The organism is Streptomyces sp. NPDC052036, from assembly GCF_040680495.1.
Taxonomy (GTDB): domain Bacteria; phylum Actinomycetota; class Actinomycetes; order Streptomycetales; family Streptomycetaceae; genus Streptomyces.
On sequence record NZ_JBFAWW010000053.1, the window covers coordinates 17828 to 39098 of the forward strand.

25 protein-coding genes and 6 pseudogenes are annotated in these 21271 nt (G+C 68.5%); 17 read left to right on the forward strand and 14 right to left on the reverse strand.

The window, feature by feature from the left end; genetic code table 11:
* Positions 1 to 322 precede the first annotated feature (322 nt).
* The gene (locus tag AB0L95_RS38525; RefSeq protein ID WP_365170771.1) at positions 323 to 1327 is read right to left on the reverse strand and encodes a MerR family transcriptional regulator; all 1005 of its coding nucleotides are present in this window, start codon (positions 1325 to 1327) and stop codon (positions 323 to 325) included.
* Between the two features lie 3 nt (positions 1328 to 1330).
* The gene (locus tag AB0L95_RS38530; RefSeq protein WP_365170773.1) at positions 1331 to 2002 is read right to left on the reverse strand and encodes a HEAT repeat domain-containing protein; all 672 of its coding nucleotides are present in this window, start codon (positions 2000 to 2002) and stop codon (positions 1331 to 1333) included.
* Positions 2003 to 2151: 149 nt separating this feature from the next.
* Here AB0L95_RS38530 and AB0L95_RS38535 point away from each other — a divergent pair, with 149 nt between their 5' ends.
* The 8 genes and pseudogenes from AB0L95_RS38535 (at position 2152) to AB0L95_RS38570 (ending at position 6082) form a co-directional block, all read left to right on the forward strand.
* On the forward strand, positions 2152 to 2286 hold the full coding sequence (locus AB0L95_RS38535; protein ID WP_365170775.1) for a hypothetical protein: 135 nt from the start codon (positions 2152 to 2154) through the stop codon (positions 2284 to 2286).
* A 507-nt stretch (positions 2287 to 2793) separates the two neighbouring features.
* Positions 2794 to 3027 (forward strand): hypothetical protein, encoded by a 234-nt coding sequence (locus AB0L95_RS38540; protein WP_365170777.1) that lies wholly within the window; start codon positions 2794 to 2796, stop codon positions 3025 to 3027.
* A pseudogene (locus tag AB0L95_RS38545) lies at positions 3027 to 3296 on the forward strand (hypothetical protein); the annotation flags it as partial. The gene AB0L95_RS38540 and the pseudogene AB0L95_RS38545, both read left to right, overlap by 1 nt.
* Positions 3297 to 3316: 20 nt before the next feature.
* Positions 3317 to 3835, forward strand: a complete 519-nt coding sequence (locus AB0L95_RS38550; protein ID WP_365170779.1) for a hypothetical protein — start codon at positions 3317 to 3319, stop codon at positions 3833 to 3835.
* A 3-nt stretch (positions 3836 to 3838) separates the two neighbouring features.
* Positions 3839 to 3958, forward strand: a complete 120-nt coding sequence (locus AB0L95_RS38555) for an SDR family oxidoreductase (protein WP_365170781.1) — start codon at positions 3839 to 3841, stop codon at positions 3956 to 3958.
* A gap of 113 nt (positions 3959 to 4071) precedes the next feature.
* A complete protein-coding gene (locus tag AB0L95_RS38560) occupies positions 4072 to 4386 on the forward strand; it encodes a hypothetical protein (protein WP_365170783.1) in 315 nt (104 codons plus the stop codon).
* Entirely contained in the window at positions 4383 to 5396 is a 1014-nt protein-coding gene (locus AB0L95_RS38565; RefSeq protein WP_365170785.1) for a hypothetical protein, read from the forward strand. The genes AB0L95_RS38560 and AB0L95_RS38565 overlap by 4 nt, the downstream gene beginning before the upstream one ends.
* The gene (locus AB0L95_RS38570) at positions 5393 to 6082 is read left to right on the forward strand and encodes a hypothetical protein (RefSeq protein WP_365170787.1); all 690 of its coding nucleotides are present in this window, start codon (positions 5393 to 5395) and stop codon (positions 6080 to 6082) included. The genes AB0L95_RS38565 and AB0L95_RS38570 overlap by 4 nt, the downstream gene beginning before the upstream one ends.
* Positions 6083 to 6215: 133 nt before the next feature.
* Here the strand turns inward: AB0L95_RS38570 and AB0L95_RS38575 are convergent.
* Positions 6216 to 6538 (reverse strand): annotated as a pseudogene (locus AB0L95_RS38575) (DDE-type integrase/transposase/recombinase); the annotation flags it as partial.
* A gap of 106 nt (positions 6539 to 6644) precedes the next feature.
* The gene (locus AB0L95_RS38580; protein WP_365170789.1) at positions 6645 to 7046 is read right to left on the reverse strand and encodes a hypothetical protein; all 402 of its coding nucleotides are present in this window, start codon (positions 7044 to 7046) and stop codon (positions 6645 to 6647) included.
* A 110-nt stretch (positions 7047 to 7156) separates the two neighbouring features.
* Here AB0L95_RS38580 and AB0L95_RS38585 point away from each other — a divergent pair.
* Positions 7157 to 7333, forward strand: a pseudogene (locus tag AB0L95_RS38585) (IS3 family transposase); the annotation flags it as partial.
* A gap of 186 nt (positions 7334 to 7519) precedes the next feature.
* Here AB0L95_RS38585 and AB0L95_RS38590 read toward each other — a convergent pair.
* Positions 7520 to 8683 carry a nuclear transport factor 2 family protein gene (locus AB0L95_RS38590; RefSeq protein WP_365170791.1) on the reverse strand — a complete coding sequence of 388 codons (1164 nt, stop codon included), beginning with the start codon at positions 8681 to 8683 and terminating at the stop codon, positions 7520 to 7522.
* Positions 8684 to 8779: 96 nt separating this feature from the next.
* On the opposite strand from AB0L95_RS38590, the gene AB0L95_RS38595 reads away from it, so the two are divergent.
* Complete coding sequence (locus tag AB0L95_RS38595) at positions 8780 to 9688, forward strand: LysR family transcriptional regulator (RefSeq protein ID WP_365170793.1); 909 nt, start codon at positions 8780 to 8782, stop codon at positions 9686 to 9688.
* Between the two features lie 45 nt (positions 9689 to 9733).
* Positions 9734 to 9958, forward strand: coding sequence for a hypothetical protein (locus AB0L95_RS38600; RefSeq protein WP_365170795.1), 225 nt, complete (start codon positions 9734 to 9736; stop codon positions 9956 to 9958).
* Here AB0L95_RS38600 and AB0L95_RS38605 read toward each other — a convergent pair.
* Positions 9948 to 10358, reverse strand: a complete 411-nt coding sequence (locus AB0L95_RS38605; protein ID WP_365170797.1) for a hypothetical protein — start codon at positions 10356 to 10358, stop codon at positions 9948 to 9950. The genes AB0L95_RS38600 and AB0L95_RS38605 overlap by 11 nt on opposite strands.
* Before the next feature lie 703 nt (positions 10359 to 11061).
* Between AB0L95_RS38605 and AB0L95_RS38610 the strand changes: the two genes are divergently transcribed.
* The 3 genes and pseudogenes from AB0L95_RS38610 to AB0L95_RS38620 all read left to right on the forward strand — a co-directional run.
* Positions 11062 to 11814, forward strand: coding sequence for an SDR family oxidoreductase (locus tag AB0L95_RS38610; RefSeq protein WP_365170799.1), 753 nt, complete (start codon positions 11062 to 11064; stop codon positions 11812 to 11814).
* 142 nt (positions 11815 to 11956) lie between these two features.
* Positions 11957 to 12439, forward strand: a pseudogene (locus AB0L95_RS38615) (transposase); the annotation flags it as partial.
* A pseudogene (locus AB0L95_RS38620) lies at positions 12436 to 12603 on the forward strand (IS5/IS1182 family transposase); the annotation flags it as partial. The pseudogenes AB0L95_RS38615 and AB0L95_RS38620, both read left to right, overlap by 4 nt.
* On the opposite strand, the gene AB0L95_RS38625 reads toward AB0L95_RS38620, so the two are convergent.
* The 4 genes from AB0L95_RS38625 to AB0L95_RS38640 all read right to left on the reverse strand — a co-directional run bounded on the left by AB0L95_RS38625 (position 12572) and on the right by AB0L95_RS38640 (position 15217).
* A complete protein-coding gene (locus AB0L95_RS38625; protein ID WP_365170801.1) occupies positions 12572 to 12826 on the reverse strand; it encodes a hypothetical protein in 255 nt (84 codons plus the stop codon). The pseudogene AB0L95_RS38620 and the gene AB0L95_RS38625 overlap by 32 nt on opposite strands.
* Positions 12827 to 12993: 167 nt before the next feature.
* Positions 12994 to 13962: a hypothetical protein gene (locus AB0L95_RS38630; protein WP_365170803.1), complete on the reverse strand. Its 969-nt coding sequence runs from the start codon at positions 13960 to 13962 to the stop codon at positions 12994 to 12996.
* Positions 13959 to 14492 carry a hypothetical protein gene (locus AB0L95_RS38635; protein ID WP_365170805.1) on the reverse strand — a complete coding sequence of 178 codons (534 nt, stop codon included), beginning with the start codon at positions 14490 to 14492 and terminating at the stop codon, positions 13959 to 13961. Before AB0L95_RS38635 ends, AB0L95_RS38630 begins: the two co-directional genes overlap by 4 nt.
* A 194-nt stretch (positions 14493 to 14686) precedes the next feature.
* Positions 14687 to 15217 (reverse strand): hypothetical protein, encoded by a 531-nt coding sequence (locus AB0L95_RS38640; RefSeq protein WP_365170807.1) that lies wholly within the window; start codon positions 15215 to 15217, stop codon positions 14687 to 14689.
* A gap of 116 nt (positions 15218 to 15333) precedes the next feature.
* On the opposite strand from AB0L95_RS38640, the pseudogene AB0L95_RS38645 reads away from it, so the two are divergent.
* A pseudogene (locus AB0L95_RS38645) lies at positions 15334 to 16179 on the forward strand (IS5 family transposase).
* 506 nt (positions 16180 to 16685) lie between these two features.
* Here the strand turns inward: AB0L95_RS38645 and AB0L95_RS38650 are convergent.
* Together AB0L95_RS38650 and AB0L95_RS38655 are read right to left on the reverse strand one after the other, a co-directional pair.
* Positions 16686 to 17114 (reverse strand): VOC family protein, encoded by a 429-nt coding sequence (locus AB0L95_RS38650; protein ID WP_365170809.1) that lies wholly within the window; start codon positions 17112 to 17114, stop codon positions 16686 to 16688.
* Between the two features lie 1190 nt (positions 17115 to 18304).
* Positions 18305 to 18775: a hypothetical protein gene (locus tag AB0L95_RS38655; protein ID WP_365170811.1), complete on the reverse strand. Its 471-nt coding sequence runs from the start codon at positions 18773 to 18775 to the stop codon at positions 18305 to 18307.
* 72 nt (positions 18776 to 18847) lie between these two features.
* Between AB0L95_RS38655 and AB0L95_RS38660 the strand changes: the two genes are divergently transcribed.
* On the forward strand, positions 18848 to 19441 hold the full coding sequence (locus tag AB0L95_RS38660; RefSeq protein ID WP_365170813.1) for a PadR family transcriptional regulator: 594 nt from the start codon (positions 18848 to 18850) through the stop codon (positions 19439 to 19441).
* 180 nt (positions 19442 to 19621) lie between these two features.
* Positions 19622 to 19924 carry a hypothetical protein gene (locus AB0L95_RS38665; protein ID WP_365170815.1) on the forward strand — a complete coding sequence of 101 codons (303 nt, stop codon included), beginning with the start codon at positions 19622 to 19624 and terminating at the stop codon, positions 19922 to 19924.
* Positions 19925 to 20192: 268 nt separating this feature from the next.
* On the opposite strand, the gene AB0L95_RS38670 is transcribed toward AB0L95_RS38665, so the two are convergent.
* Positions 20193 to 20414, reverse strand: coding sequence for a helix-turn-helix transcriptional regulator (locus tag AB0L95_RS38670; protein ID WP_030724363.1), 222 nt, complete (start codon positions 20412 to 20414; stop codon positions 20193 to 20195).
* The gene (locus AB0L95_RS38675) at positions 20414 to 20905 is read right to left on the reverse strand and encodes a DUF2975 domain-containing protein (RefSeq protein WP_365170817.1); all 492 of its coding nucleotides are present in this window, start codon (positions 20903 to 20905) and stop codon (positions 20414 to 20416) included. The genes AB0L95_RS38670 and AB0L95_RS38675 overlap by 1 nt, the downstream gene beginning before the upstream one ends.
* Between the last annotated feature and the right edge of the window lie 366 nt (positions 20906 to 21271).

The window sequence follows — 21271 nt, forward strand, 5'->3', positions numbered from 1 at the left end:
CCCCGCCTCCAGCCGATCTCGGACCGAACCCGCGTTCACAAGGGGAAGCTCTGCCCTCCACGCTCTCCAGGCCCCCCGACAGCGCCCTGGCGGGCCAAGTCGGCCGCTCACGGGCCGGCTGAAGTGCACAGTCAGACGCTGTTGTGACTGAGCGGCTCAGTCGGCCTTGTGGCGCCCGAGCCGGCCCGGCTTGCTCTTGTCCCTCAGGTGCACTGTGGCCGGGTCGCGCAGCGCGCGCCACTCGGCCCCCTTCGGTGGATGGTGACGATTCCGGGACCTTGCGCCCCGTGGGCCGTGTACGCGGCACCCCAGGATCGCTCCGTTACCGTGTGTCGCGCAGCTGAAGAAGGTATGCCGCAGTCAGCGCAACGGCGCGGTCCTCGTCATGCGACAGTTCCACGAGGGCACGTGACGCCGTGGTCCCGGGGATGTCCGCCAGCGCCTGGGTCAGCCGTCCGCGTGCGGGCGCTTCAGTGGTGTCGTGGGCGAGGCGGTCGACGAGCCTGGTCGCGATCTGGTTCGCCGTCGCGGTGTCGCTCGCCAGCACGCTCAGTGCATCGGCTGCGTCGGTGTCGTTCCTTCCCTCCACGATCATGTCGATGAGGGTTGGGACCGCATCGGCCACTCCACGTGTCCCGAGTGCCAGGGCCGCATACCCGCGGACCGCGACGTCGGGGTTTGCGAGGGCGTCGTGCAGCCGCGCGGTGGCCTCGTCACCGGGCATCTCGGCGAGGGACTGAACGGCACGTTTCCGCACCGCGGCCACCGGTGAGCCGAGGCCCTCCGCGAGAAGTGCCGGGCCGCCGTCGCCCGATCGCGCCAGCGCCCATCGAAGGGCTCCGGCGACGTTCGGCTCCGCCTCGCTCAGTACCGCCTCGACCAGGGCCTCCACCGGCACCGGAACCTCGTCGGCCGAGGAAAGGGCCGCGCGCTGGCGCGCGTCGGCGTTCTTCGACCCGAGTGCCTGGAGGAGCGCAACGACCTGGAGGACGTCCTCCCAGCCGGCGGGTTCCGCGGCATCGATCCGACGGAGCCGCGTGAGCAGCTCGGTCTCGGCCGCGAGGCGTTCGCGCGTCTGACGGATGAGGTCGTCGACGAGCGCCGAGGGCGTGAAGCCGGGATCGTCGAGCGCGCGCCCGATCTCACGCAGCGACAGCCCCAGCGACCGCAGGCTCTCGATATGAAAGATCCGCCGGATGTCCTCGCCGGAGTACTCCCGATAGCCGGAGCCCGTACGACCCGAAGGCCGCACCAGGCCGAGCGACTCGTAATGCCTGAGCATGCGGGCGCTGACCCCGGACCGTCGCGCCACCTCACCGATCAACACTTCCTATCGTCCCTCCTGGCCGGAGCCGCCGAGGGCCAGGACGCGCTTGGCCTCCTCGATCGCGAACTCGAATCCGGCGTCCGGGTCGCGCAGCAGCCGTTGGGTGGCGAGGGCGTGGGCGCGCACACGCGGGTCAGGGGCGGTCGTCGCAGGACGCAGAGCCGGCAGAATCACTTCACCCAGCGCGACCAGCGCCCGGCTGAGACTCAGCTGCGTCTCCCGCTCACCGCGCCCGAGCTGCGTCGCCAGCACCGCGGCCAAGGCGGACTCCTCGCCTGGTGGCACGAGCACGACCGCGGCCCGCCAGGCGCTCCGCGCCACCTCGTCGTCAGCGTCGGACAGGAGCGCCCGTGTGATCGTCGGCCATGCCTGCCAGTCCCCGATCTTGGACAGCGTATGCAGCGCCTGGCTCCGTGCCTGCGCATGCTCCGAGCGGACTTCGCGCAGCAGCTCGGGGAGCGTCATGGACACCGGGTGGCGGGTGAGTGCCCAGGTCAGCATGTCGCGGACGAAGAACTCGGGCTCGATCGCGCATCGCTCGACGAGCTTGTCGACGAAGCGCGGATCAGGCGTCGTGCCGACTGCCAGAGCCGCCCGCAGCCGCACGGACGAACGGCCGTCCTCCAGCCCCTGGAGCGCTCGTATCGCATCCGCGTCCTGTCTCGTCATGGTCATCGGGACCACCTCCTTGGCAGGCAGTGAAGGCCTTGTCACCGTGTCAAGGTCAAACGGGGCTCGCTGCGCGGTCACCGGTCACCTGTGCTGTCTGCCGTGCGTGCTCTTTGAGCATTGTGCATCGTGAGGTCGATGGTCACGGGGCTGGTGTGCAGGAGCACCGCCGGCTGCACACCACCGAACTGCAAAGGGTGCGGGAGGCTGCTGCCGCCTGGCGCAACGGTGTGGGCGGGCTGCTGGTGGGACTCGGCGGCTTCCGTCTCGTCAAGGGCGGTCGGACGTAGGTCAACTCGCCGACGACTGGGCCATAGCCGTCGGCTATGGCCTCCTTCTTGCCCTCGCCATGGGGGGTCTGGGTGCGTTCCGGCTGATCCGTGGTGCGCACGGGCGCCGGCCCTCACGGATATCCGCGACCTGGCACCAGGACCGCTCGCGGAGCACGCCGAGGTCCTGGACTCGGTTCGGTCTCTCACCTCGGGGGTCCGCCTGTAGGAACCCCGCCCCAACTACGGTCTGCATCGCTCCCGGACTGGCTGTGCGACGACCGCCCGCCTCCGGATCGCCGACGGCCAGGTCCTGTCCTCCGTTCCTGCCCGAGCGGGCCGATCCGCTTGGGTCCCCGGGTCCTGGGCCCGGTGTCTTCCCTGGTCGACGGCGACTGCTCGGGCAGCTGGGTCCTTGTGTCTTCCTGGGGCCGTGGTCGTACGTACGGATTTCATCCGGAGTGGTCCCCGGGATCCGGGGCGGCCGATACCGTTGTGGGAGACGCAATCTGCCCTCTGGAGCCTTCGATGAGCGAACAGCCGGCCCCCGCCGACCAGGCCCGGCAGCAGCTGGAGCCCGCGGCCGCCGATGGGTTGCGTGCGTACGCGGCCAGGACCCGTGAGAGGGCCGACCAGTTCGCCGCGGTCCTGGAGGACGTCGCCGCCAACGGGCTGCCCTCAGTGGAGGACTGCACGCCGTGGGAGGAGCTGCGCGAGGCCCACCTCGCCCGGCTCGCCGCGCAGCGCCCGGCCATTGCCTGATGGCCCCACAGAACGGACCGCGCCGCGCTCGTATCGCCTTCTCCGACTCCGCCGCCAAGCAGCTGGAGGACATCACCAGCGAGGCGGAGATCCACGCCTTGGACCGCGCCCTCGTCGTCGTCTCCGTCGACCCCGAGGTCGGCGAGCCGATCCCCGGCGCCACCGCCGGGCCTCAGCTGCGCCAGTACACCGATGATGTCGAAGTCGTCCGGGTCCTGTACTTCGTTACCGCCCCGCGCACGGTTGTGGTCGTGGCGTACATCGAGGTCCAGCCGCTGAAGGGGCCCGCGTGCCGTCCGTCGTTCAGCAACTGTCCGCCAACCGTCAGCTCAGTGCCCTGCGCACCGTCGTGCGGTGCCAGGCCAAGGCGTCGGCGCTTCGGGAGGGTCCGGCCGTGGGCGACGGACCCGGCGTTGCCTGGCTCGCGTTCCTGTGTCCCGCGCACTCCGAGGGCCTGCCGGAGTGGCCCGGCACCGAGACCCACGCGGATGGGGGATCGATGCCGTGCGGAACCGTCCTGGACTTCCGGCCGCCTGAGCAACTGCTCCCGTCGCACGCGGACCTGTGGCTGACGCCCTTGACCGGGGTACGCCTGGAGACGTACGGCGGTGTCTGGTCCGACGTCCTGGATCAGGCCGATCGCGTGCTGTGCGAGCGCCTGGAGCACGATGCAGACGCCGATGAGGACGCGCCGTTGCAGGGCATCGTGACGATGATGGACTTGGCTTGCCGGTCCGCTGCCAAGGGCGAGCTCAGCCAGGCGGCGACAGCCCTGGGCTACTGCGAGACGCTCAGCCTGGGCCTGTAACTCGTGGGCGCTCCCGCCGATATCGCCGAAGCCGTGGCCTTCCTCGCTTCGGACGCCGCCGGCTACATCACCGGCGACAACCTCGTCGTCTCCGGAGACATCGGTGTTCACGCCCGCCCCTGACGAGCAGTTCCGCACTTGACTCTGACCGATCAACACGCCGGACATGACAAGTTCAACCTGAGTGACCTCCCGCACGTATGATGATGTGCCGGTTCCGCGATCAGGGGGAAGTTGTGGGGGATCAGGGATTTCGGGTCCATCCGGGCGCGCTGAAGTCCTACGACCAGGTCATCCAGGCCCAGGCTGAGCAGATCGCGCGGATCTGGTCGAGGCTGGAGTCAGTGCCGCTCTCGTCGAACGACTTCGGCGAGCTGCCGAACGCGCACAACCTTTACGAGGCCTACCGGGAGCACGTGCAGGCCGAGCGGGACAACTTCGCCGACCTGCTCGAGATCCTTCGCGACACCTGTGAGGGTCTCCAGGACTCGGCGATGAACTACGAGAGCCAGGACGTGCACATCGAGGCCTCCTTCGGAGGCGGACAGTGAGCGGCAGCACTTTCCAACAGGTCGGCGACGCGTACAAGTGGACGCGGGACTTCGTCGACGAGCCGTTGATCCCACTGCCGGAGATCGAGAATCCGGTCGCGGACGGCTTGGACGCAGGTCTGGACAGCATCGTCAAGGCGGCGCTCGACTCCACCGGGATGATGGACATGCTGGAGGAGGTCACAGGCAATCTCGCGGGACTCACTGCGGCCTCCCACGAGTGGCAGGCCCAGGCGAAGGCGATGCGGGCAGTCAGCAACACTCTGCGCGAGGGCGGCGGCACACTAGCCGGGCAGTGGGAAGGCGTCGCGTCGAACGCGTTCGGCAGGCACATGGGGCAGGTGGTCGAGGCCATCGACGGCACCGCCAAGGACATGGACGAGATCGCACAGATCATCAGTCAGGCGGCTGCCGCCTGCCAGCTCGCCGAAAACATGATCATCGAGATCATCCGGGAGGCGATCGAGACACTGATCGTCTCGCTCGCCGCGATGGTCGCGGTCGACATCCTGACCCTCGGCCTTGCGACCGCTGCCGACGCCCTCGTGGCGGAAGCCGAGATCGCTGTGTTCATCGCACGGGTGGAACGGGTCTCCGCCCGCCTGGCGAAGACGCTGGAGGAGCTGATGGCGGCGGTCCGCAAGATCAAGGAAGCCGGCAAGTCCTTCCGTACGATCAAGGACGGCCTGAAGGCGGCCAAGACCGTGCGGAAGATCGGCGGCATCGGCAACAGGGGCAAGAGCACCTGGGACCTTGCCCGCTCCCCGTCGATGGAGAACCTCGGGGAGTTCGCGGCCGCCAGGGGCACCAAGGCCGTGTACGGCGCCGCTAAGGGCGCCATCGCAGGCGGCATCGGAGTGGTGGTCGGCGCCGACGGCCCGACGAGCGCGGTCACGGACGGGCTGAGCAAGGACCCCGCCGTGGACTCCGTGACCGGTCAGCTCGACGGCCGCAAAGACGAGGCCCCGTACCGTGTGCCGAAGACACGGATTGAGGAGGACTTCGGATGAGCGCCGGCCAGTACGGCCCGCCACAGCCCGTCTTCGAGCCGCGCCTGTTCGGCGGCGGCTCCCATGTGCCATTGATTGCACCGTGGCTGCAGCCGCACGAGCGACTGCTCGGAATCGTCGACGTGAAGCTGAGCGATCTGATCCGCCGCACCCTCCCTCGCGAGTTGCGGCCTGACAAGCGGTGGACGGGCACGCTCGGCGCGGTGGAGGGCGGCGTCGAAGCTGCCGCCTCGGCTGCGGATGCCGTCGAGAACTTCGACTTCGGCATCATTCGCAGGCTCCGACGCATCGTGCGCGGGGCCGGTCTCACCGGCGGATGGCAGAGCACGGCCGGCCAGTTCGCGATCGCTGTGCGCACCGGACCCCGCACCCCGAGCACGTACGACAACGAACGGGCGCTCATGGTCTTCACCGACCGTAGGATCCTGCTGATGTGTACGGTTTCTGCCAAGAAGGTGCCCCTGGTCGGCAAGGTCCCGCCCGGAACGCAGCTCAGGGAGGCCCGGCGTCTGGGCGAGATGCTGCCGGGACAGCTGCGGAGCGTCGCCGTCCGGCACACATCGCTCTCGGAACGCGTGGACCTGCACTTCGCCGACGGCTCCCTGGCAGCGGTCGAGGTGGCCAAGGAGCAGGCCCGGGCTCTGGAGGCGCTGAGTCAGGGCATGGTCCCACCCCCGCGACTCTGACGCGACGCGCCAGGGGTGTTGTCACGTTGATGGGCCGTGGATCGTCTGACGGGTCGCCGGATGTGGTGGGGGCCGGGTCCCGGGCTCTGGGGCTGGCTGCGGTGGGCCCGTCGGTCGCGCCGCGGATGTGGTCTCAGAGGGCGAAGCGGAGGGTCATCTTGAAGCGGTGCTGAGTGGCGGTCAGAAGATGGCGTCGGGGCCGGAAGTGGGGCGCGATGACGCTGAACGCGTTCGGAAACCGCTGGGCCGCGCGGGTGGGCCGGAAGTACCTTATGGTCCGCCGGCGCTGGCGGGTGGGCTGGTGGTTGTTCTCGGCCCGGTGTTCAGTTCCTTGTGGGAGCGGTGCTCGACCGAGGCCATGAGTTCGCGGTGGGCGAGGCCGTAGCTTTTCAGCTTGTCGGTGACCAGCACCCGCGGGACACGGCACTGCTTTTTCATGAGCTTGGCCGTGAACCGCGATCGGCAGTCCGGCGCCGTCCACCACCTGCCACGGCAGCGAGGCATCGCCGGTCGCCAGCAGCCTCCCGTCCAGCGACACCATGATGGACGTCGTGCCGTCGGGCTACTGGCGGCGCAGGGTGAACAAGCCGGACGCGGTCTCGGTGACCGGTCCGAGGCCAACCAGCCGCCTGAGCTTGGCCCATATGCCCTCGATGTGCTTGGCCTCGCCGCCGAGGTCCGGGGCCTGGCACCACTCGCGGGCGCGCCGGCGTGTCTCGGCATCCGCGAGGGCGGACAGGATGTGCTGGTAGACGGGATTGTCGGGCGGGGCGGGGTGTGTCGGCGCGGATTCGTCGCCATCGAGCGCGAGGACGACCTTGCGGACAGTGGCGAGTTCGGCGAGTTCGTGCTCGATCTCGCGCAGCCGATCGCAGAGCTGGGCGATCTCTGCGCGCAGCCGCTCGGCCTCGACGGACACGGCAGTCTCCCGCCCGGCGATCTTCTCCAGGATCGGTCTTGTCATCGGCGCATCCTGAACCGTCCCGGGTCGAGCGGAGGCTCGATTCTCTGAGGGGATTGAGTCATGGCGCGTCCTCCCCTTACCCCGCTGAGCTGTGACGTCGTGCAGTGCGCATGGTCGCCGATATCCGGCCCGACTACGACACCGAGTGGGCCGCGATGAAGGCCGTCGCGTCCCAGCTCGGCGTCGGATCGGCCGAGACGCTGCGTCAGTGGGTCCGGCGGGACCAGGTCGACAGCGGGACCCGGCCGGGGGTGACGACGGAGGAGTCCGCTCAGGTCGAAGCCCTCAGTAGGCGCCACGACGCTTGCTCACCGCGGCAGTCCACCACTCCCGCCCACTACCTGCAGCCGGTTCCGGGCGGCGTCACCGAAACGCTCGGCGACCGACAGCGGTCAACCGGCCGAATCAGCGCCAGCTGGCCCACCTGATCCCAACGCGATGACGAATCGGACACCGGATCGTTTCCCGCCCTGTCAGGCGTTTCGGTGGTAGGCCTTGTTGGCGATGCGCCAGCTGCCGTTGACGTGGACCAGGAGGAAGATGTCGGTGAAGGTATCCGGGCCGTGCCAGAGCGTCATGGATGCGGTGGCGACGGTGCCGTGGACATCGATGGCGTCGATACGGCGGGAGCGGGTCGGTTCGTCCGGGGCTGGCCGACCGTTGAAGAGAGCGCAGTACTCGTCCAGGCGCCACGAGACGAATGCGCCGTCCCGGAGTCCCTCGATGTGGGCAGTGGGCAGGAACGCGTCGCGGAAGTGGGTGGGGTCGCCGGTGGCGTGTCCGCGGATGTAGTCGCGTAGCGGTTCGAGTACGGTGTCACCGACGGCGGGGACCGCGGCGGCAACGGCGATGTCGGCTTCAGGGCTGACAGGGGTGCCGGCCAGGTCGGCTGCGCTGGGCAGGGGGGTGTTCGACGCCGCCAGCAGTGCCATGTCCTTGGCCGGCGCGCCGATCGTGAACTCGGCCGCGGCCGTGGCAGCGCGGGTCGGCTGGTCGGCGAGGAAGGTTCTCTTGCGGTCGACGAGCCCGCCGAGCTGGCCGAGTTCGAGGGCGTCCAACACCTGGGCACGGGGCAGGCCCAGGGCGTCGGCTTGCCGCAGTGAATCACGCAGCGCGAGGACTGCGCCTGCGAGGCTGTTGTTGGCGACCAGCTTGAGCGCAGCCGCGGTGGCGGCGTCCTCTACGTGCCGCACGGTGCCAAGGACTTCCAGAACCGGGCGGGTTCGCTCCAGCGCCTCCCGGTCGGCGGCGGCGAGAATCTGCAGGACGCCGGCGGCGGCAGCCGGCACGGAGCCGAGCACGGGCGCGTGGATGTAGGACGGGCCGAGTTGCCGGGCCAGCCTCGCCGCTTCGACGGAGGCGATGGTGCTGGTGTTGAGCACGATCGTGTTCGTTCGCAGCGAGTCGCGGACGTGGTCGACGACCTGCTGGCAGGCCCGGCCATCGAACAATGCCAGGAGCACGAGGTCGGCCTTCGCCACGGCGTCGTTCGGGTCGCCGGTCGTCTCGACAGCGCCCGTCGTGCGCCCGGAGCGTGTCCAACCGACGACGTCCCAGTCGTGGTTGGCGAGTCGTGTCGCGATCGCGGCGCCCAGGCGTCCCAGGCCGAGGACGGCGATCGTGTGCGGTGCGGTCATGCGTTCCAGCGTCAGGGCATCGCGATATCTGCGACAAGCGCAGATATCGCAGGGCGATGATGCGGGATGCGCATACCTGGCAGGCATACTGGTGCCATGGAGCTGACGCCGTGGCGGACGTTTGTGACGGTGTGCCGGCTGGGGTCGCTGTCGGCGGCGGCCGCCGAGCTCGGTTACACGCAGTCGGCCGTCTCACGGCAGATCGCCGGGCTGGAGCGCCAGCTCGGGGTGCCGCTGGTGCAGCGGCTTGTGCGCGGCGTGCGTCCGACGCCTGCCGGCGAGGTGTTCCGTCACCACGCCCTGGTCGCGCTCAACGAGGCCGACCGTGCCGTGCGTGCCGTGCGGGACGTTCGTGACGGGGCGCTCAGTCGGCCGCTGACCGTCGGCGCGACGCCGTCTCTAGCCGCCGGGATCGTGCCCGCGGCGATCCGCCGCCTGCTGGAAACGACCGGACCCCTCCGGTGGAGCCTTTTGCCCGGGCTGAGCCCGGAACTGCACGACCGCGTGATCGTCGGCGACCTCGACGTCGCTGTCGTCACCGACGCACCACCGGGGCTCCCCAACGACCTGCGTGTCGAACGACGGTTCCTGGCAATGGACGAGATGGTCGTCGCGCTGCCCGTCGCTCACCCGCGGACGGGGCGCGGCCCGGTGCGCATCCAGGCGCTGGCCGACCAGACCTGGGTCGAGGACAACGACGGCTCGGCGGCGCTGCTGCGCCAGCACGCCGCCCGCGCCGGAGTCACCGCCCGCATCGACCTCACCGCGGCCGATCTGCCCGGCAAGATGGCGCTGGTCGCAACTGGCCACGCCATCGCCCTGATACCCGGGGTGCTGACGTGCGCGTTGCGGACCGACGTCACCACAGTCCCCCTCGTCGATCCCCCGTCCCGCGGTATCTACACGATCACACCACGTCGCGACCCGCACCCATCCACAGCGCCCCTGCTCGACCAGCTCGCGACAGCCTTCGGCTCGGATCGCCCTGCCCGAGTGCAGCCTTGACGTGGATCGAGGAGCGGAAGGCCCAGGGCATCGTTGCGCCCAACCTTGAACCGCCTGGCCCGCGAGTTGGTCGTGCAGGAGGCGGCCCTGGCGCAGACGTGGAAGCACAGCGGCCGCGCGTTCATGGCCGATCAGGTCGAGATCCTGCCCGACGACCCAGAGGATCCGATACGCCGCGCGGCGGGGCCGCCGACGCCGTCGGCGGCCCGGGTGGGCGAGGTGACCTCAGGCCATTTCGCCAGGCACGATGGCCAGCTCGCTACCACGTAGCCGTGCAGTCCTCGTCGTTCACGGTGTACCGGTAGCACGCGAAGAGCTGCACATTGGACTCGTTCGAATACGCGTAGCTCTTGCCCTCGGTGGGCAGGTACCGGGTCTTGTCGCTGGTCCACAAAACGGCAAAGACCTCGACGTTCTTGCTGGCCGAGGTAAAGCCGTAGTGGCCGTGGTACTTACCGTTGGATTTCTTGTACCAGCTCTTCCACACGGTCGCCGTGCGGCGACCGTCCGGCAGCCACAGCGTGGTGGAGCGGCTGGTCATCGGCTGGACAGCCACGTGCGGTGCCGCTGACGGGGTGGTCGCCTCGGCAGGCGCCGCCCCGCTCATCATCGCGGCCGCGATGCCGAGTGTCCCAACAACACCCGCACAACGCCTGATCAGCTGTTGCATGCTCTCTCCCAAGTTCACCCGCTCAGGCGGGGAGGTACAGGTCGGTCCCGGTTTCTGACATCGAAGCCTTGGTGGTGAGGGCGGCGCGGCGTGGACCGCGCCGCCCGGCTTGCATCACCGAGATTGCAGGGACACGGTGCCAGCTGCCAGGAACCGAGCTGGATTGAGGGCGTCGTGGGACGTCCCGCGCGCTGACCTGCCAGGACAGTGCTGTGCTTGAAGCGCGGCTGGGATGCGACGGGACGAGTGGGCAGCAGACAGGCTGACCAATGTGCGCCGACCTCGTCGCTGACCGTGGGGCTGAAGGGCGCCGCGCCCAGCACCTGGAGCAGGGAGTGTGCCCCGAGCACGGCACTTGCCCGGGCCGGCCGAAGTGGCGACCTGCTTCAGCTGGGAGGGCATGCCCTGTGACCGGCCCGCCGTGCCGACGCGGATCGTGTGCGCCCGGCACCGCGCCCTGGAGGTGGCCGCGGAACGCGCGTTGACGATGCGGCGCGGGCACACGTTGGTGGGACGGCCGGCCCAAGGCCGTCCCGCGCATGCCGAACCCCCGCTACACTCCCCACTGCCAGGCCGTTGACCAGGAGAAATACAGAAGTCCGGCCGGAGTATCCAGTGTGGTTTCGTGATCAGGATGCTGTTGCCCTCCCGGAGACAGAACGCTAGGTCGGATTCCCGCCAGTCTCCGGCGCTGGTGTCAGCAATGCTCAACGTCATGAACCGACTTGAAGGAAATGTGGCCTTGATCACGGGCGGAAGCCGGGGCATCGGTGCCGCTGTGGCGTTACGACTGGCCGAAGAAGGCGCCGACGTCGTCCTGACCTATGAGAACAGCGCGGAACGCGCCACCCAGGTGGTGGAGCAGATCAAAGCCAGCGGGCGCCGGGCACTGGCCATCCAAGCCGACAGCGCCATCCCCGAGGCACTCACCGCCGCGGTAGACGAGGCCGCCGCGATGTTTGGCAGACTCGACATCCTGGTAAACAACGCCGGCGTCTTCCTCGTTGGCCCACTCGAGGACCTGGGATCGGCAGAGATCGATCGCACCCTGGCGGTGAACGTCCGGGCACCGTTCGCAGCGTCCCAGGCAGCAGCGCGTCACATGGGCCAGGGCGGCCGCATCATCAGCATCGGCAGCAATGTCGCCGAGCGTGCGGTCTTCCCCGGACTGGCGCTGTACTCGATGAGCAAGACGGCTCTGGTCGGGATGACGAAGGGCCTGGCCCGAGAACTCGGTCCGCGTGGAGTCACCGTCAATCTGGTGCATCCCGGTCCCACCGACACGGATACCAACCCCGCTGACGGGCCGAACGCCGAGGTGATCGCGGGCTTCACTGCTGTGGGCCGCTATGCGGAAGCGGCCGAGATCGCGGCCACCGTCGCACACCTGGCAAGTGCGGACGGCGCGTACATCACCGGAGCCTCCATCCATGTCGATGGAGGCTTCACCTCCTGACACGCGAGCTCGACTTCGCAACCACGCTGAGGCCCAGCCACCAAGAGGGACGGCCACCGCGTGATCATCGGAGGTCGTGTGGACTCCTGAAGATCGTGCGGTGGCCGCGGGCCATAGCGTAGACCCTGCCCGCTGGCGGGCGATGTTCGACCAGGGTATGGCCCGGATCGCGGGCAGATTCGGGCGGGTTGAGCCCCGGGCCGCAACCCGCGCTTATCTGCTCGGGCTGTTGTCGGCCATCGAACGGAAGAACTGCTGGCAGATGGCCGAGCAGGCGGCCCTTGCGCGGCCAGGGCCGATGCAGCGCCTGCTGCGCTAGGCCCGTTGGGACGCCGATGCAGTCCGCGACGACCTACGTGCCTACGCCGCCGAACACCTCGGCACCGACGGCGGCGTTCTCGTTGTCGACGAGACCGGCTTCCTGAAGAAGGGGCGGTCTTCGGCCGGTGTGCAAAGGCAGTACACCGGCACCGCAGGGCGCATCGAGAACGCGTAGATCGGTGTGTTCCTCGCCCTGGCCACCGGCCGGGGACGGGCCCTGATCGACCGACGGCTCTATCTCCTGGAACACTCCTGGTCCAATGATCCCGATCGCTGCGACACGGCCGGGATACCCGAGACGGTGCCCGGCCCGCGGGCTTCGACCCGGTGTGGTACGCCCGCAGGAACGAAGTCGAACGCCTGATCAGGAAATTGAAGATCAACCGGGCCGTGGCGATGCGTTTCGATAAGAGGCCGTATGTCTTTCACTGGACGGTCACCGTCGCCGCGATCCGGTTGTGGATCCGGCGGAGAGTAATCGGCTCAGCGGCTCACGGCCGCCTTCCTGCGGGATTACAACTGCCTGCAGTGATGTGGCCAGTTGTGCCACGAGATCGAGGAGCGCGCCGGTTGCGAAATGAGTGAAACTGACGCTCGTCAGCTTTGACTCCGCCCTCGAGTAGTAGACATCGGCCTCACCCCCGTCCTCCATGCGGAGCTGGATGATGCCGTGTTCAGGGTCGTCTGCCACGACCTATGGCGTCACAAGGGCCCGGAACGAATCGGCATCCATGGGCGCCGATTCGCCGCGCTTAAACCGGTGCAGAACAGGCTGTAGCTCATGGGAGCAGTTTGCCTCTCACCCGCGCCCCTCGGACAGGCCCCAGTCAGTGGCAGGGTGGACCACCGGATCGGGTGTCACGGCTGGGAGACAAGCTGTATTCGGACGTTGTCGTCGTGGGGAATGACGATTGTCCGGTCCACGCCCGGGGTCCAGGTCGGCGTGACGAGGAAGAGTTGGCCTCCGGAGGCCAGGAGTATGCGGAAGCCGCGATAGCGGTAGGCAAAGGCACCGTCTTTGCCAGTGATGGTGAGGGCGGTCTCCCTGACCCCCGATGGGAGCCCGACCAGTGGCTCCTTGGTGTCGATGATGATCTCGGGACGCTGGGCGAGTTGGTGTGCGTCCTCCTCACCTCGGCCAGTGCCATACGCCCAGGCGACCTGGGTCGAGGCCCAGAACAAACCGGCGACGGCCAGGCCGACGGTGCAGGCCACGCCGTTTCTGGCGAGACGCCGCGACAGCAGCGGGCGATCACGGTTCTTCTCGTAGATCCAGATGCCATAGGCTACGGTGGCCGGCCCGAACGCCAGAGCCAGCGGGGTGGTGCCGATGACCACGCTGGTGTCGCTGCCCTGGACGAACATACCGATCAGGGCGCGGCCGATCAGGAGCATGCCGACGAGGGCGATCCCTCCCGCGAGGAAGGCGTGGTCGTCTGGGCGGCGGGCGAGCAGCCACATCACGGCGAAGTGCATCCCGCTCACCGCCAGTACACCGAGGAAGATCAGCGCTGTCGGTACGTAAACCACCTCGAGGCCGTCCAGCAACAGGCTCTGGTTGGACAGACCCGTCATTTCCAGGGGGACACCGAAGTAGTCGAACCGGGCGCGCGTAGCTACATAACCGAAGTAGATGAGCAGGGCGGTCGCCAGCGTCGTCGGGCCGAGCGCCTCAGTGAACTGCTGGATGCGCGTCGAGATCGCTTCGGGGGCCGCTGAGTGCGGTTCGTCCGGCGGTTCCCCTACCGCCGGCGGCTCAGGTTCTGGTTGCGGGGGCCGGGGTGACTCAGGTCCTGGTTGCGGGGGCGGTTCCTCCTCGCTTGTCATCCTTCCTCCGACGGCGCATCGGACGTGTCGGTTGATGTATCCGGTGAGGGGGAGGACGCGCCGATGTGCATGGTGACCTGAGGAACGTTGTTGGTCGTCCAACCGCTGACCTCGACCGGCGACTCCGCGGTCGGGGGTGGGCCCTTCCAGTCCTTCACCTCGTTGCAGGGGGCGTCCTCCGCGTTGACGCACACGTACCGGAAGTGGACCGCCGGCTGAACGGTGTAGTCGCCCTCCGGGGCGTTGCTGGGGAGGACCGCTCCTGCCAGGCACTGGTAGCCGGTCTTCACCCGCACCTCCTGGCACGGAGGATCTCCCGTCGGCTCGCAGTGCGCGGCGGCGTCGGAACGGACGGCGGCCTTCTCCGGACCATCAACCACGGTGAAGGACACCGATTCGATTACTCCGATAGTAGAGGTCTTATTAATGATGGTGACGCAGCCCGCGTCGTCTGGGGTGCCGTCGAGGTGCACGCCGTTCCAGTGGATGCTGCGCCGACCACTGGTCGACCTCGGCGACGACGGCTCCACGGGGTTGGTCGACAGTGGCGTGCTCGGGCCACTCGTCGTCCGACTGTCGGGCGGCCCAGTGGATCTGCCGTCCGAAGTTGGGGTGTCATCCGACGTCGATCTGTCGGCCGTAGGGGAGACGCTGCCTGGAACGGCCACAGCACCGGTAGCCCCCTGACCGTCGGGCTCAGCCTCATGGCGGCCGGTCGCGGCTCCTACCAGCCATAAGATCCCAAGGATCGCCACAAGTCCGAGAATTCCTGCCATAGCGATGGCGCGTTCACGTGAGGTTGCCATAACCATCCCGAGGAAGCAGCGCGAGTCTTTCGCTGGTTCACTGACCTCGAGGATACGGATGTCCTGTCGTTCTTCCTCCTAACTTGCGATGAAAAAAAGTGAATTGGAGAGGTTCCTCTTGTTGGCTTGATGCCAAGAAGCGTTGTCGTGCTCAACGTGACCGTTGGCTGGGCCTCAACGGCGCTCTCGGCCGGTGCGAGCAGCAGGACCAACTCGTCGCGGTCCTGGGACACGTCGCACGGCATACCGGCGGCGGTCGTGGCCGCCGTCGGATCCCCGCTGGACAGCCCGGCGAAGCGGGCCGCCACCGTGTGGCACAGGTCTTCAAAACCCTGCTGATACAGGTTGCTCGCTTCGCGCAGGAGCAGCACCAGGTCCTCGTCGTGGCAGGCCGGTGCAGCCGCGGCGAGGTCGAGGAGGCGCTGGGTGGTCGTTGTCATCATCAGCACTATTAGGACTCTGTCAGCGGGCGGTTCATGAGTCTTTGAGTCGTTCTGTGGTCGCTGATGGTGTGGGGTGGGGGAATCCGCGGGCTCGCGGTGCGGCGTCTGCTGGGGGTGGTGGGGTGAGTGAACGCAAGCCGTATCCCAGCGACTTGTCGGACGGGCAGTGGTCGTTGATCGATCCAGTGATCATCGCGTGGAAGGACCGGCGCCGGTCGGTCAGCGGTCATCAAGGCGCCTACGACATGCGGGAGATCGTGAACGCGATCCTCTGCCAGGGGCGGACCGGCTGCCAGTGGGCCTGACTCCCGCATGACCTGCCGCAGAAGAGTGCGACGTACTACTACTTCGCCGCCTGGCGGGACGACGGAACCGACCAGGTCATCTATGAACTCCTGCGCTGCCAGGTCCGTGAACGCGCCCGACGATCAGAGGACCCGACCCTGGTGGTGCTGGACACCCAGAGTGTCCATGTGGCCGTCTGGGTCCCCGCTGCCACGACCGGCCACGATCCGGCCAAGCGGGTGCCGGGCCGCAAGTGCGGCCTGGCGGTGGACGTCCTCGGCCTGGTCATCGCGGTTGTTGTTCTTGCCGCGAACATCCACGACAACACCGCGGGCATCGTCCTGCTGGACCAGGTCGCCGAGTACACGGGCGACAGCGTCCGCAAAGCCCTGGCCGACCAGGGCTTCAGGAATCAGGTCGTCGACGACGGCGCCGGACTGGGCATCGACGTCGAGATCGTCGAACGCGACCCCGGGTACCGGGGATTCCTGCCGCAGCCGAAGCGGTGGAGGGCCGAGCAGATCTACGGGATCCTGATATTGCACCGGCGTCTGGTCCGTGACTACGAGCACCGCACCGCCTCGTCCGCCTCCCGCGTCGACTGGGCGATGTCCCACGTCATGATCCGCCGCCTGACCGGCGCGAGCACCTCCGCCTGGCGCGAAGAGGCGGTGAGCGCATGAGCATCCGTCCCCTCCTTCAGGCACTGGACCTGAAAGAGGACGCCGCCCGGGCCCTGGCCGACGATCTGCGCGCGCAGATCGACGCCCTGCAGACCCGGCTACGGGAGGCCGAGACACACCTCGAGCACCTCGCGATCACCCGCAAGACGGTCACCGACCTCGCCGACCGCCTCCCCGCATCCCGAGCCGAGCTGCCCGAGCACCCGGACTACCCGCACATCCTCGCCGCCTTCAACGAGTCGCCCGGCCCCCTGCGGGCCAAAGGACGTCTGCCAGGCCCTCGGCCACGAACTGCTACCGAAGAACATCGAAGGCACCCGGGCCAACCTGAAGCGTCTGGTCAAACTGGGCATCCTCGCCGAAGCCGACACCGGCGGCTTCGCCCGGCAGCAGTAACCGGCACCGCGGCCAGCACCCCTGCCCCAAGCCTCACTTCGAAAGGGACATCAACGTACGAACCGCCCACTAAGGGAGGTGGCTCCCCACCTCGCCGGCTCGGAGCATGCTCAGTCGATACAGAACTCGTTGCCCTCGATGTCCAGCATCGGGATGCACGAATCATTGCCGTCATACAGCGTTCGCACGTAGACCGCGCCGAGCGGGACCAGCCGTGCGCATTCGGCCTCAAGTGCGGCGAGGCGCTCCTTACCCACAAGGCCGGTGCCGACCCGCACGTCAAGATGCACCCGGTTCTTGGCGGCCTTGCCCTCGGGAACGCGCTGGAAGTACAGTCGCGGGCCCACACCTGAGGGATCACTGCAGGCGAACCATGAATCCCGCTGCTCAGGTGGCTGCGAGCGCTTGAAATCGTCCCACGTGGCAAACCCCTCCGGTGGCGGCGGTACGACGTACCCCAATACCTCGCACCAGAAGCGAGCGAGGCGCTCAGGTTCTGCGCAGTCAAAGGTGACTTGGAACTTCCTTATCGCTGACATCGGCGCACCATACCAAGGGACTCTGCCGCAGGTGGTTGCGTCCTTGGAAGTGGTGAACGGGTTCAACCTGGTCCGGGAGTTTGCTCCGGCGCCGGGGTGAGATTCGCATAGACGAACGGCCACCGGATGATCTCCGAGGTGTCGAAGCCCGAAGGAGATCAGCACGACGACCGCACCGGAAGGTCTGCCCCTGCACGCCTTGGCCGAGGACAACCTCGCCACGGTGTTAGAGGTGTCCTCGCCTTGCGAGGCGGGCGACCCGCGCTTGCACGGTGACGCCCACGCCTGGGCTGAGCCACGTGGCGGGTACTCCGGCCTGGGCCGCTGCCGCACCGCCTGCGGCCATGACCGCCCCGAAGAGACGGCATGTGGCGCTGTGGACGCTGCTGGCGGGTTTCCTCTGGAAGCCGTCCTTGGCCAGCCGGGCACCCTCGGCACCAAGCTCCCACACGTGTTCGCGGCAACCCGGAGCCTGCTGGGCAGCGTGCGGCGCGCCCAGACCCCGACGGTCATCGTCAGGGCCGGAACGCCACTCGCCAGGGCGGCGGCCGGTGCCGGCCCGCTGACACGACTCGGGGTCGGTGAGATCCACCGGCCTCGTCGCGATGGGCTCGATGCACGCATCGATCACTGCGACCCATTCCTCGAGCTCCGCCAGTTCCCTCATGGCTTCCCTTCCCCGTCCCACTGTCGGTGGCATGGCGCGGCCCAGCCTCCGCGGCGGGAGGATGGGGCTGTAGGAGCAAAGGGCGCCCCGGTCGGCTTCCGCCCTCTCCGAGCAGCGCGAGCCGACACCGGCCGCGCGCCGCGGCGCCTAGCCCGCCGGCGAGGTGGCCGATCTGGACGCGGGGCGACGCGATGCACCGGTCCGCGGGTTTGGCATTTACGGTGTTCGCCGGGGTTGCGCATGGTGGAGCGCAGGCCGTCCGTGCCGATCAGGACATCGGCCTCCTCGCTAAAGGTTCCGTCGGCGAAGCCCGCCCGGATGCCGGTGGCGCTCTCGCGGACGTCGACCAGTTCGTGCCGTGGTGGACGTTGGTAGCGACGCCGAGGGCTCCGCCGATGCCGTCGGCGGTGGTGACGTGGGACTCGTGCACGGTGGCCGTGATCCCGGCCCGGCGCAGTGCGAGGGCTGCGCCGGGCCGGCGATGCCGCCACCCACCACGATCGCGGTGCGGGTGCGGATCATGTCAGCGGGGCCTCCTACGGGTGGGGTCGTCGACGGTGGGCAGGGCGCCGTCGCCGTGGGCACGGCGCAGATCGTCCAGGTAGGCGCGCGAGCACATGGCGGTGAGCTGGGCGACGCCGCCGCGGCGGAGGCGGATCTCGCCGTCGGTGACCGCTCCGGCCAGCCGCAGCCGGGCCCGTCCGGTGCCGGGCTGCGCGTCCTTCACCCGGCCGCGGCCGGAGAAGGCGAGGTCCCAGCTGTCCACGGTGACCGCGTCGGGCAGCAGCAGGGTGAGCGCGGCGGAGGCGAGTTCCAGGTCCGCGGTGACCGGCTCGTCCCAGCTGATCCGCGGGGAGCGGAGGTCCAGCACGACGGTGGCGCGACGGGCGCGCACGTCGAACTCGGTGGCCTCGGTCCAGTGACCGAGGTGCTTCACGGTGGTGTGGTCCGCGTGGATGCGCTCGGCGGACGCGAGCGGGATCGCTGTCGTCATGGATCGATAGTTGCAATGCAACTAGTCTCATGTCAACTAGTTCTCCTGGGATTGGTTCGGTAGGCTCCAGACATGCGCAGCTCCCCTCTCGGCCTCACCGTCCTCTCGCTGCTGCACATGCAGCCGCTGCACCCGTACGGCATCCAGCGGCTGATCAAGCAGTGGGGGAAGGATCAGGTCGTCAACGTCAGCCAGCGGGCGAGCCTGTACCGGACCATCGACCGGTTGCTCGACGCCGGGCTGATCGCGGTGCGCGAGACCAGCCGGGACCAGCAGTACCCGGAGCGCACGGTGTACGAGGTGACCGACGCGGGGCGTACGACGACGCGCGCGTGGCTGCGGGAGATGCTGGCCGCGACGCGGTCGGAGTACCCGGAGTTCCCCGCCGCGCTCTCGTTCACCATGATGCTGCTGCCGCAGGAGGTGGAGGTCGACCTCGCCGCTCGAGCCACCCAAGTCAGGACGCAATTGGCCGAGTTGGAGGCTTCTGCCGAACAGTCTCGCCAACTGGCACTGCCCCGGATCACCGTGCTGGAGGACGAGTACCGGCGCGCCGTACTGACCGCGGAGCTGGACTGGCTCGACGCGGTCACGACAGACCTCCGCTCGGGTGCGCTCACGTGGGACTTCGACACCCTGGCAGCGCTGGCCCGAGCCGCGTCCTGACGCCGGCCGGCGCCGGGCAGGGACTGCCGACTACGGGCCGGGCGGCCGGACGCCGCGGCGGACTGGTCTCGCGCATGCTCACGGACGCATTGGAGGGTGTCCCCGGCGCAGCGGGACGACGCGACTGTCCGGAGGGGGGTCGGCTTCGATGGCTGGGGCGAGGTCGGCAAGGGGCCTGCCGTGTGTCGCATCCGGCCGGCTGGAGCGCTGGGCACCGAGATGGCGGGGGAGATCGGCGCGCTGGAGGCGCAGCTCGACGCCGTCGGCTTCCGGGTTGCCCTCAGCCATTACAAGCAGGCTGTCGACAGCTCTACCACCACAACTACGGGGCCGGCGACGGTGCTCTCCGCCCGGATCGCGAGGGTCGGGCACCTCGGCCAGTCGCTCCAGCAGGCCCGGGATCTCCTCGGGCACGGCCCCGGAATGCTCGCGTCGGCAGGCACGGTCTTCCACTCGGATTACGGAGCGTCGCGAACTCCTTGATCTTGGAAGCCCGTGCCCGTGACGTTCCCAGAACCGGCGTCAAGCGACTACGGCGAAGCCCTGGCTGCGGCGGGGGTTTGCGGTGGGGAGGTCACGTTCGCAGATCGCGATCGACGACCAGGACGGTGCGGTGCAGGTCAACCGGAATCCACTCAGCGGGGTCGGGCGGGACGGTGCTGTGGGTGATCGGCGATCTACGTCCATGCAGTCCACGTGCCGTGTCACGGGCCGGTGGTGCCAGGCGTTTTCATGCCCGCCCTGGGGCACGTCATCCGCCCGCGGCGTCCTCGGCCTCCCAGCGCAGCAGGTCGCCCGGCTGGCACTCGAGCACCTCGCAGAGGGCGGCGAGCGTCGCGAAGCGCACCGCCTTGGCGCGGCCGTTCTTGAGTACCGCCAGGTTGGCGGGTGTGATCCCCACCCGGTCCGCGAGCTCGCCCACGGACATCTTCCGCCTGGCCAGCATCACGTCGATGTCGACGGCGATCGGCATCAGATCACCTCGTCCAACTCGGCCTGCATCTGCGCCGCTTCGACGTCGCGCGCGACGGCCTGGGCGAGCAGCATCCGCAGCACGAGCACGATGAGCGCGACCCCCAGAATGGCCACGCCAACCCCGCCCATGATGACGGTGACGCCCGGGTCGGCCCGCTGGCCCGGCGCATTGAGGACCGTGACCGCGAACCACACGAGGGCAGCCGCCACGATCGCGCCGATCACAACGTCCACGTACCGGAAGGCGGCGTGGGAGAACACGGTTCCACGTCGCACCATCGTCACCAGCCGCCATACGCAGACCAGGGCGACCTGGGCCGACATCATGCCCAGGATCGTGATCACGCGCAGCGAGGTCAGCGGGAGCGATCCGTCCTCCGGGTCGCTCCCGCTGACCAACGCCCACACCATCCCTGCCTGTACGAACACGGTGCCGGCGAGCACCACCGCGAGCACGGCGCGCAACGCACCCACTGTCAGCTTTCCCATGACTCACCCTTCCATCGATTCGCGATGGGAATCTATCGAATGTCGATAGGTGAAGCAAGGGTGAGGCGGAGGGTGGGTGGCGGTTTCGTGTCGCGGCGGACGCCGCCGCCCCCTCACGGCATAGCGTCGCGCGAACTGTCTTGATCTTGTAGAAGTTGGCCTTTGCTTGAGCGTGGATCGGACGCCACCCGACTACGAGGGAGCCTTGGCCTGGGGGTGTTGGGTCCGCACCGTGCCGGTTGTGATTGCAGCGTGGGGTCCAATCGGGAAGATGCCTACAGGGAGTTTGCGTTCGCGACTCGGTGTGACATTCGCTCGCTCCTCATGTGAGGGCCCGCACAGGGTGCAGGTCACATACGAAGGCGC

Bases quoted from the DNA above. Each gene is read 5' to 3' on its own strand.
- AB0L95_RS38530 (WP_365170773.1), bottom strand. From the start codon at position 2,002: ATGACCATGACGAGACAGGACGCGGATGCGATACGAGCGCTCCAGGGG.
- AB0L95_RS38540 (WP_365170777.1), top strand. From the start codon at position 2,794: ATGAGCGAACAGCCGGCCCCCGCCGACCAGGCCCGGCAGCAGCTGGAG.
- AB0L95_RS38570 (WP_365170787.1), top strand. From the start codon at position 5,393: ATGAGCGCCGGCCAGTACGGCCCGCCACAGCCCGTCTTCGAGCCGCGC.
- AB0L95_RS38580 (WP_365170789.1), bottom strand. From the start codon at position 7,046: ATGACAAGACCGATCCTGGAGAAGATCGCCGGGCGGGAGACTGCCGTG.
- AB0L95_RS38590 (WP_365170791.1), bottom strand. From the start codon at position 8,683: ATGACCGCACCGCACACGATCGCCGTCCTCGGCCTGGGACGCCTGGGC.
- AB0L95_RS38595 (WP_365170793.1), top strand. From the start codon at position 8,780: ATGGAGCTGACGCCGTGGCGGACGTTTGTGACGGTGTGCCGGCTGGGG.
- AB0L95_RS38605 (WP_365170797.1), bottom strand. From the start codon at position 10,358: ATGCAACAGCTGATCAGGCGTTGTGCGGGTGTTGTTGGGACACTCGGC.
- AB0L95_RS38610 (WP_365170799.1), top strand. From the start codon at position 11,062: ATGCTCAACGTCATGAACCGACTTGAAGGAAATGTGGCCTTGATCACG.
- AB0L95_RS38630 (WP_365170803.1), bottom strand. From the start codon at position 13,962: ATGACAAGCGAGGAGGAACCGCCCCCGCAACCAGGACCTGAGTCACCC.
- AB0L95_RS38650 (WP_365170809.1), bottom strand. From the start codon at position 17,114: ATGTCAGCGATAAGGAAGTTCCAAGTCACCTTTGACTGCGCAGAACCT.
- AB0L95_RS38655 (WP_365170811.1), bottom strand. From the start codon at position 18,775: ATGACGACAGCGATCCCGCTCGCGTCCGCCGAGCGCATCCACGCGGAC.
- AB0L95_RS38660 (WP_365170813.1), top strand. From the start codon at position 18,848: ATGCGCAGCTCCCCTCTCGGCCTCACCGTCCTCTCGCTGCTGCACATG.
- AB0L95_RS38670 (WP_030724363.1), bottom strand. From the start codon at position 20,414: ATGCCGATCGCCGTCGACATCGACGTGATGCTGGCCAGGCGGAAGATG.
- AB0L95_RS38675 (WP_365170817.1), bottom strand. From the start codon at position 20,905: ATGGGAAAGCTGACAGTGGGTGCGTTGCGCGCCGTGCTCGCGGTGGTG.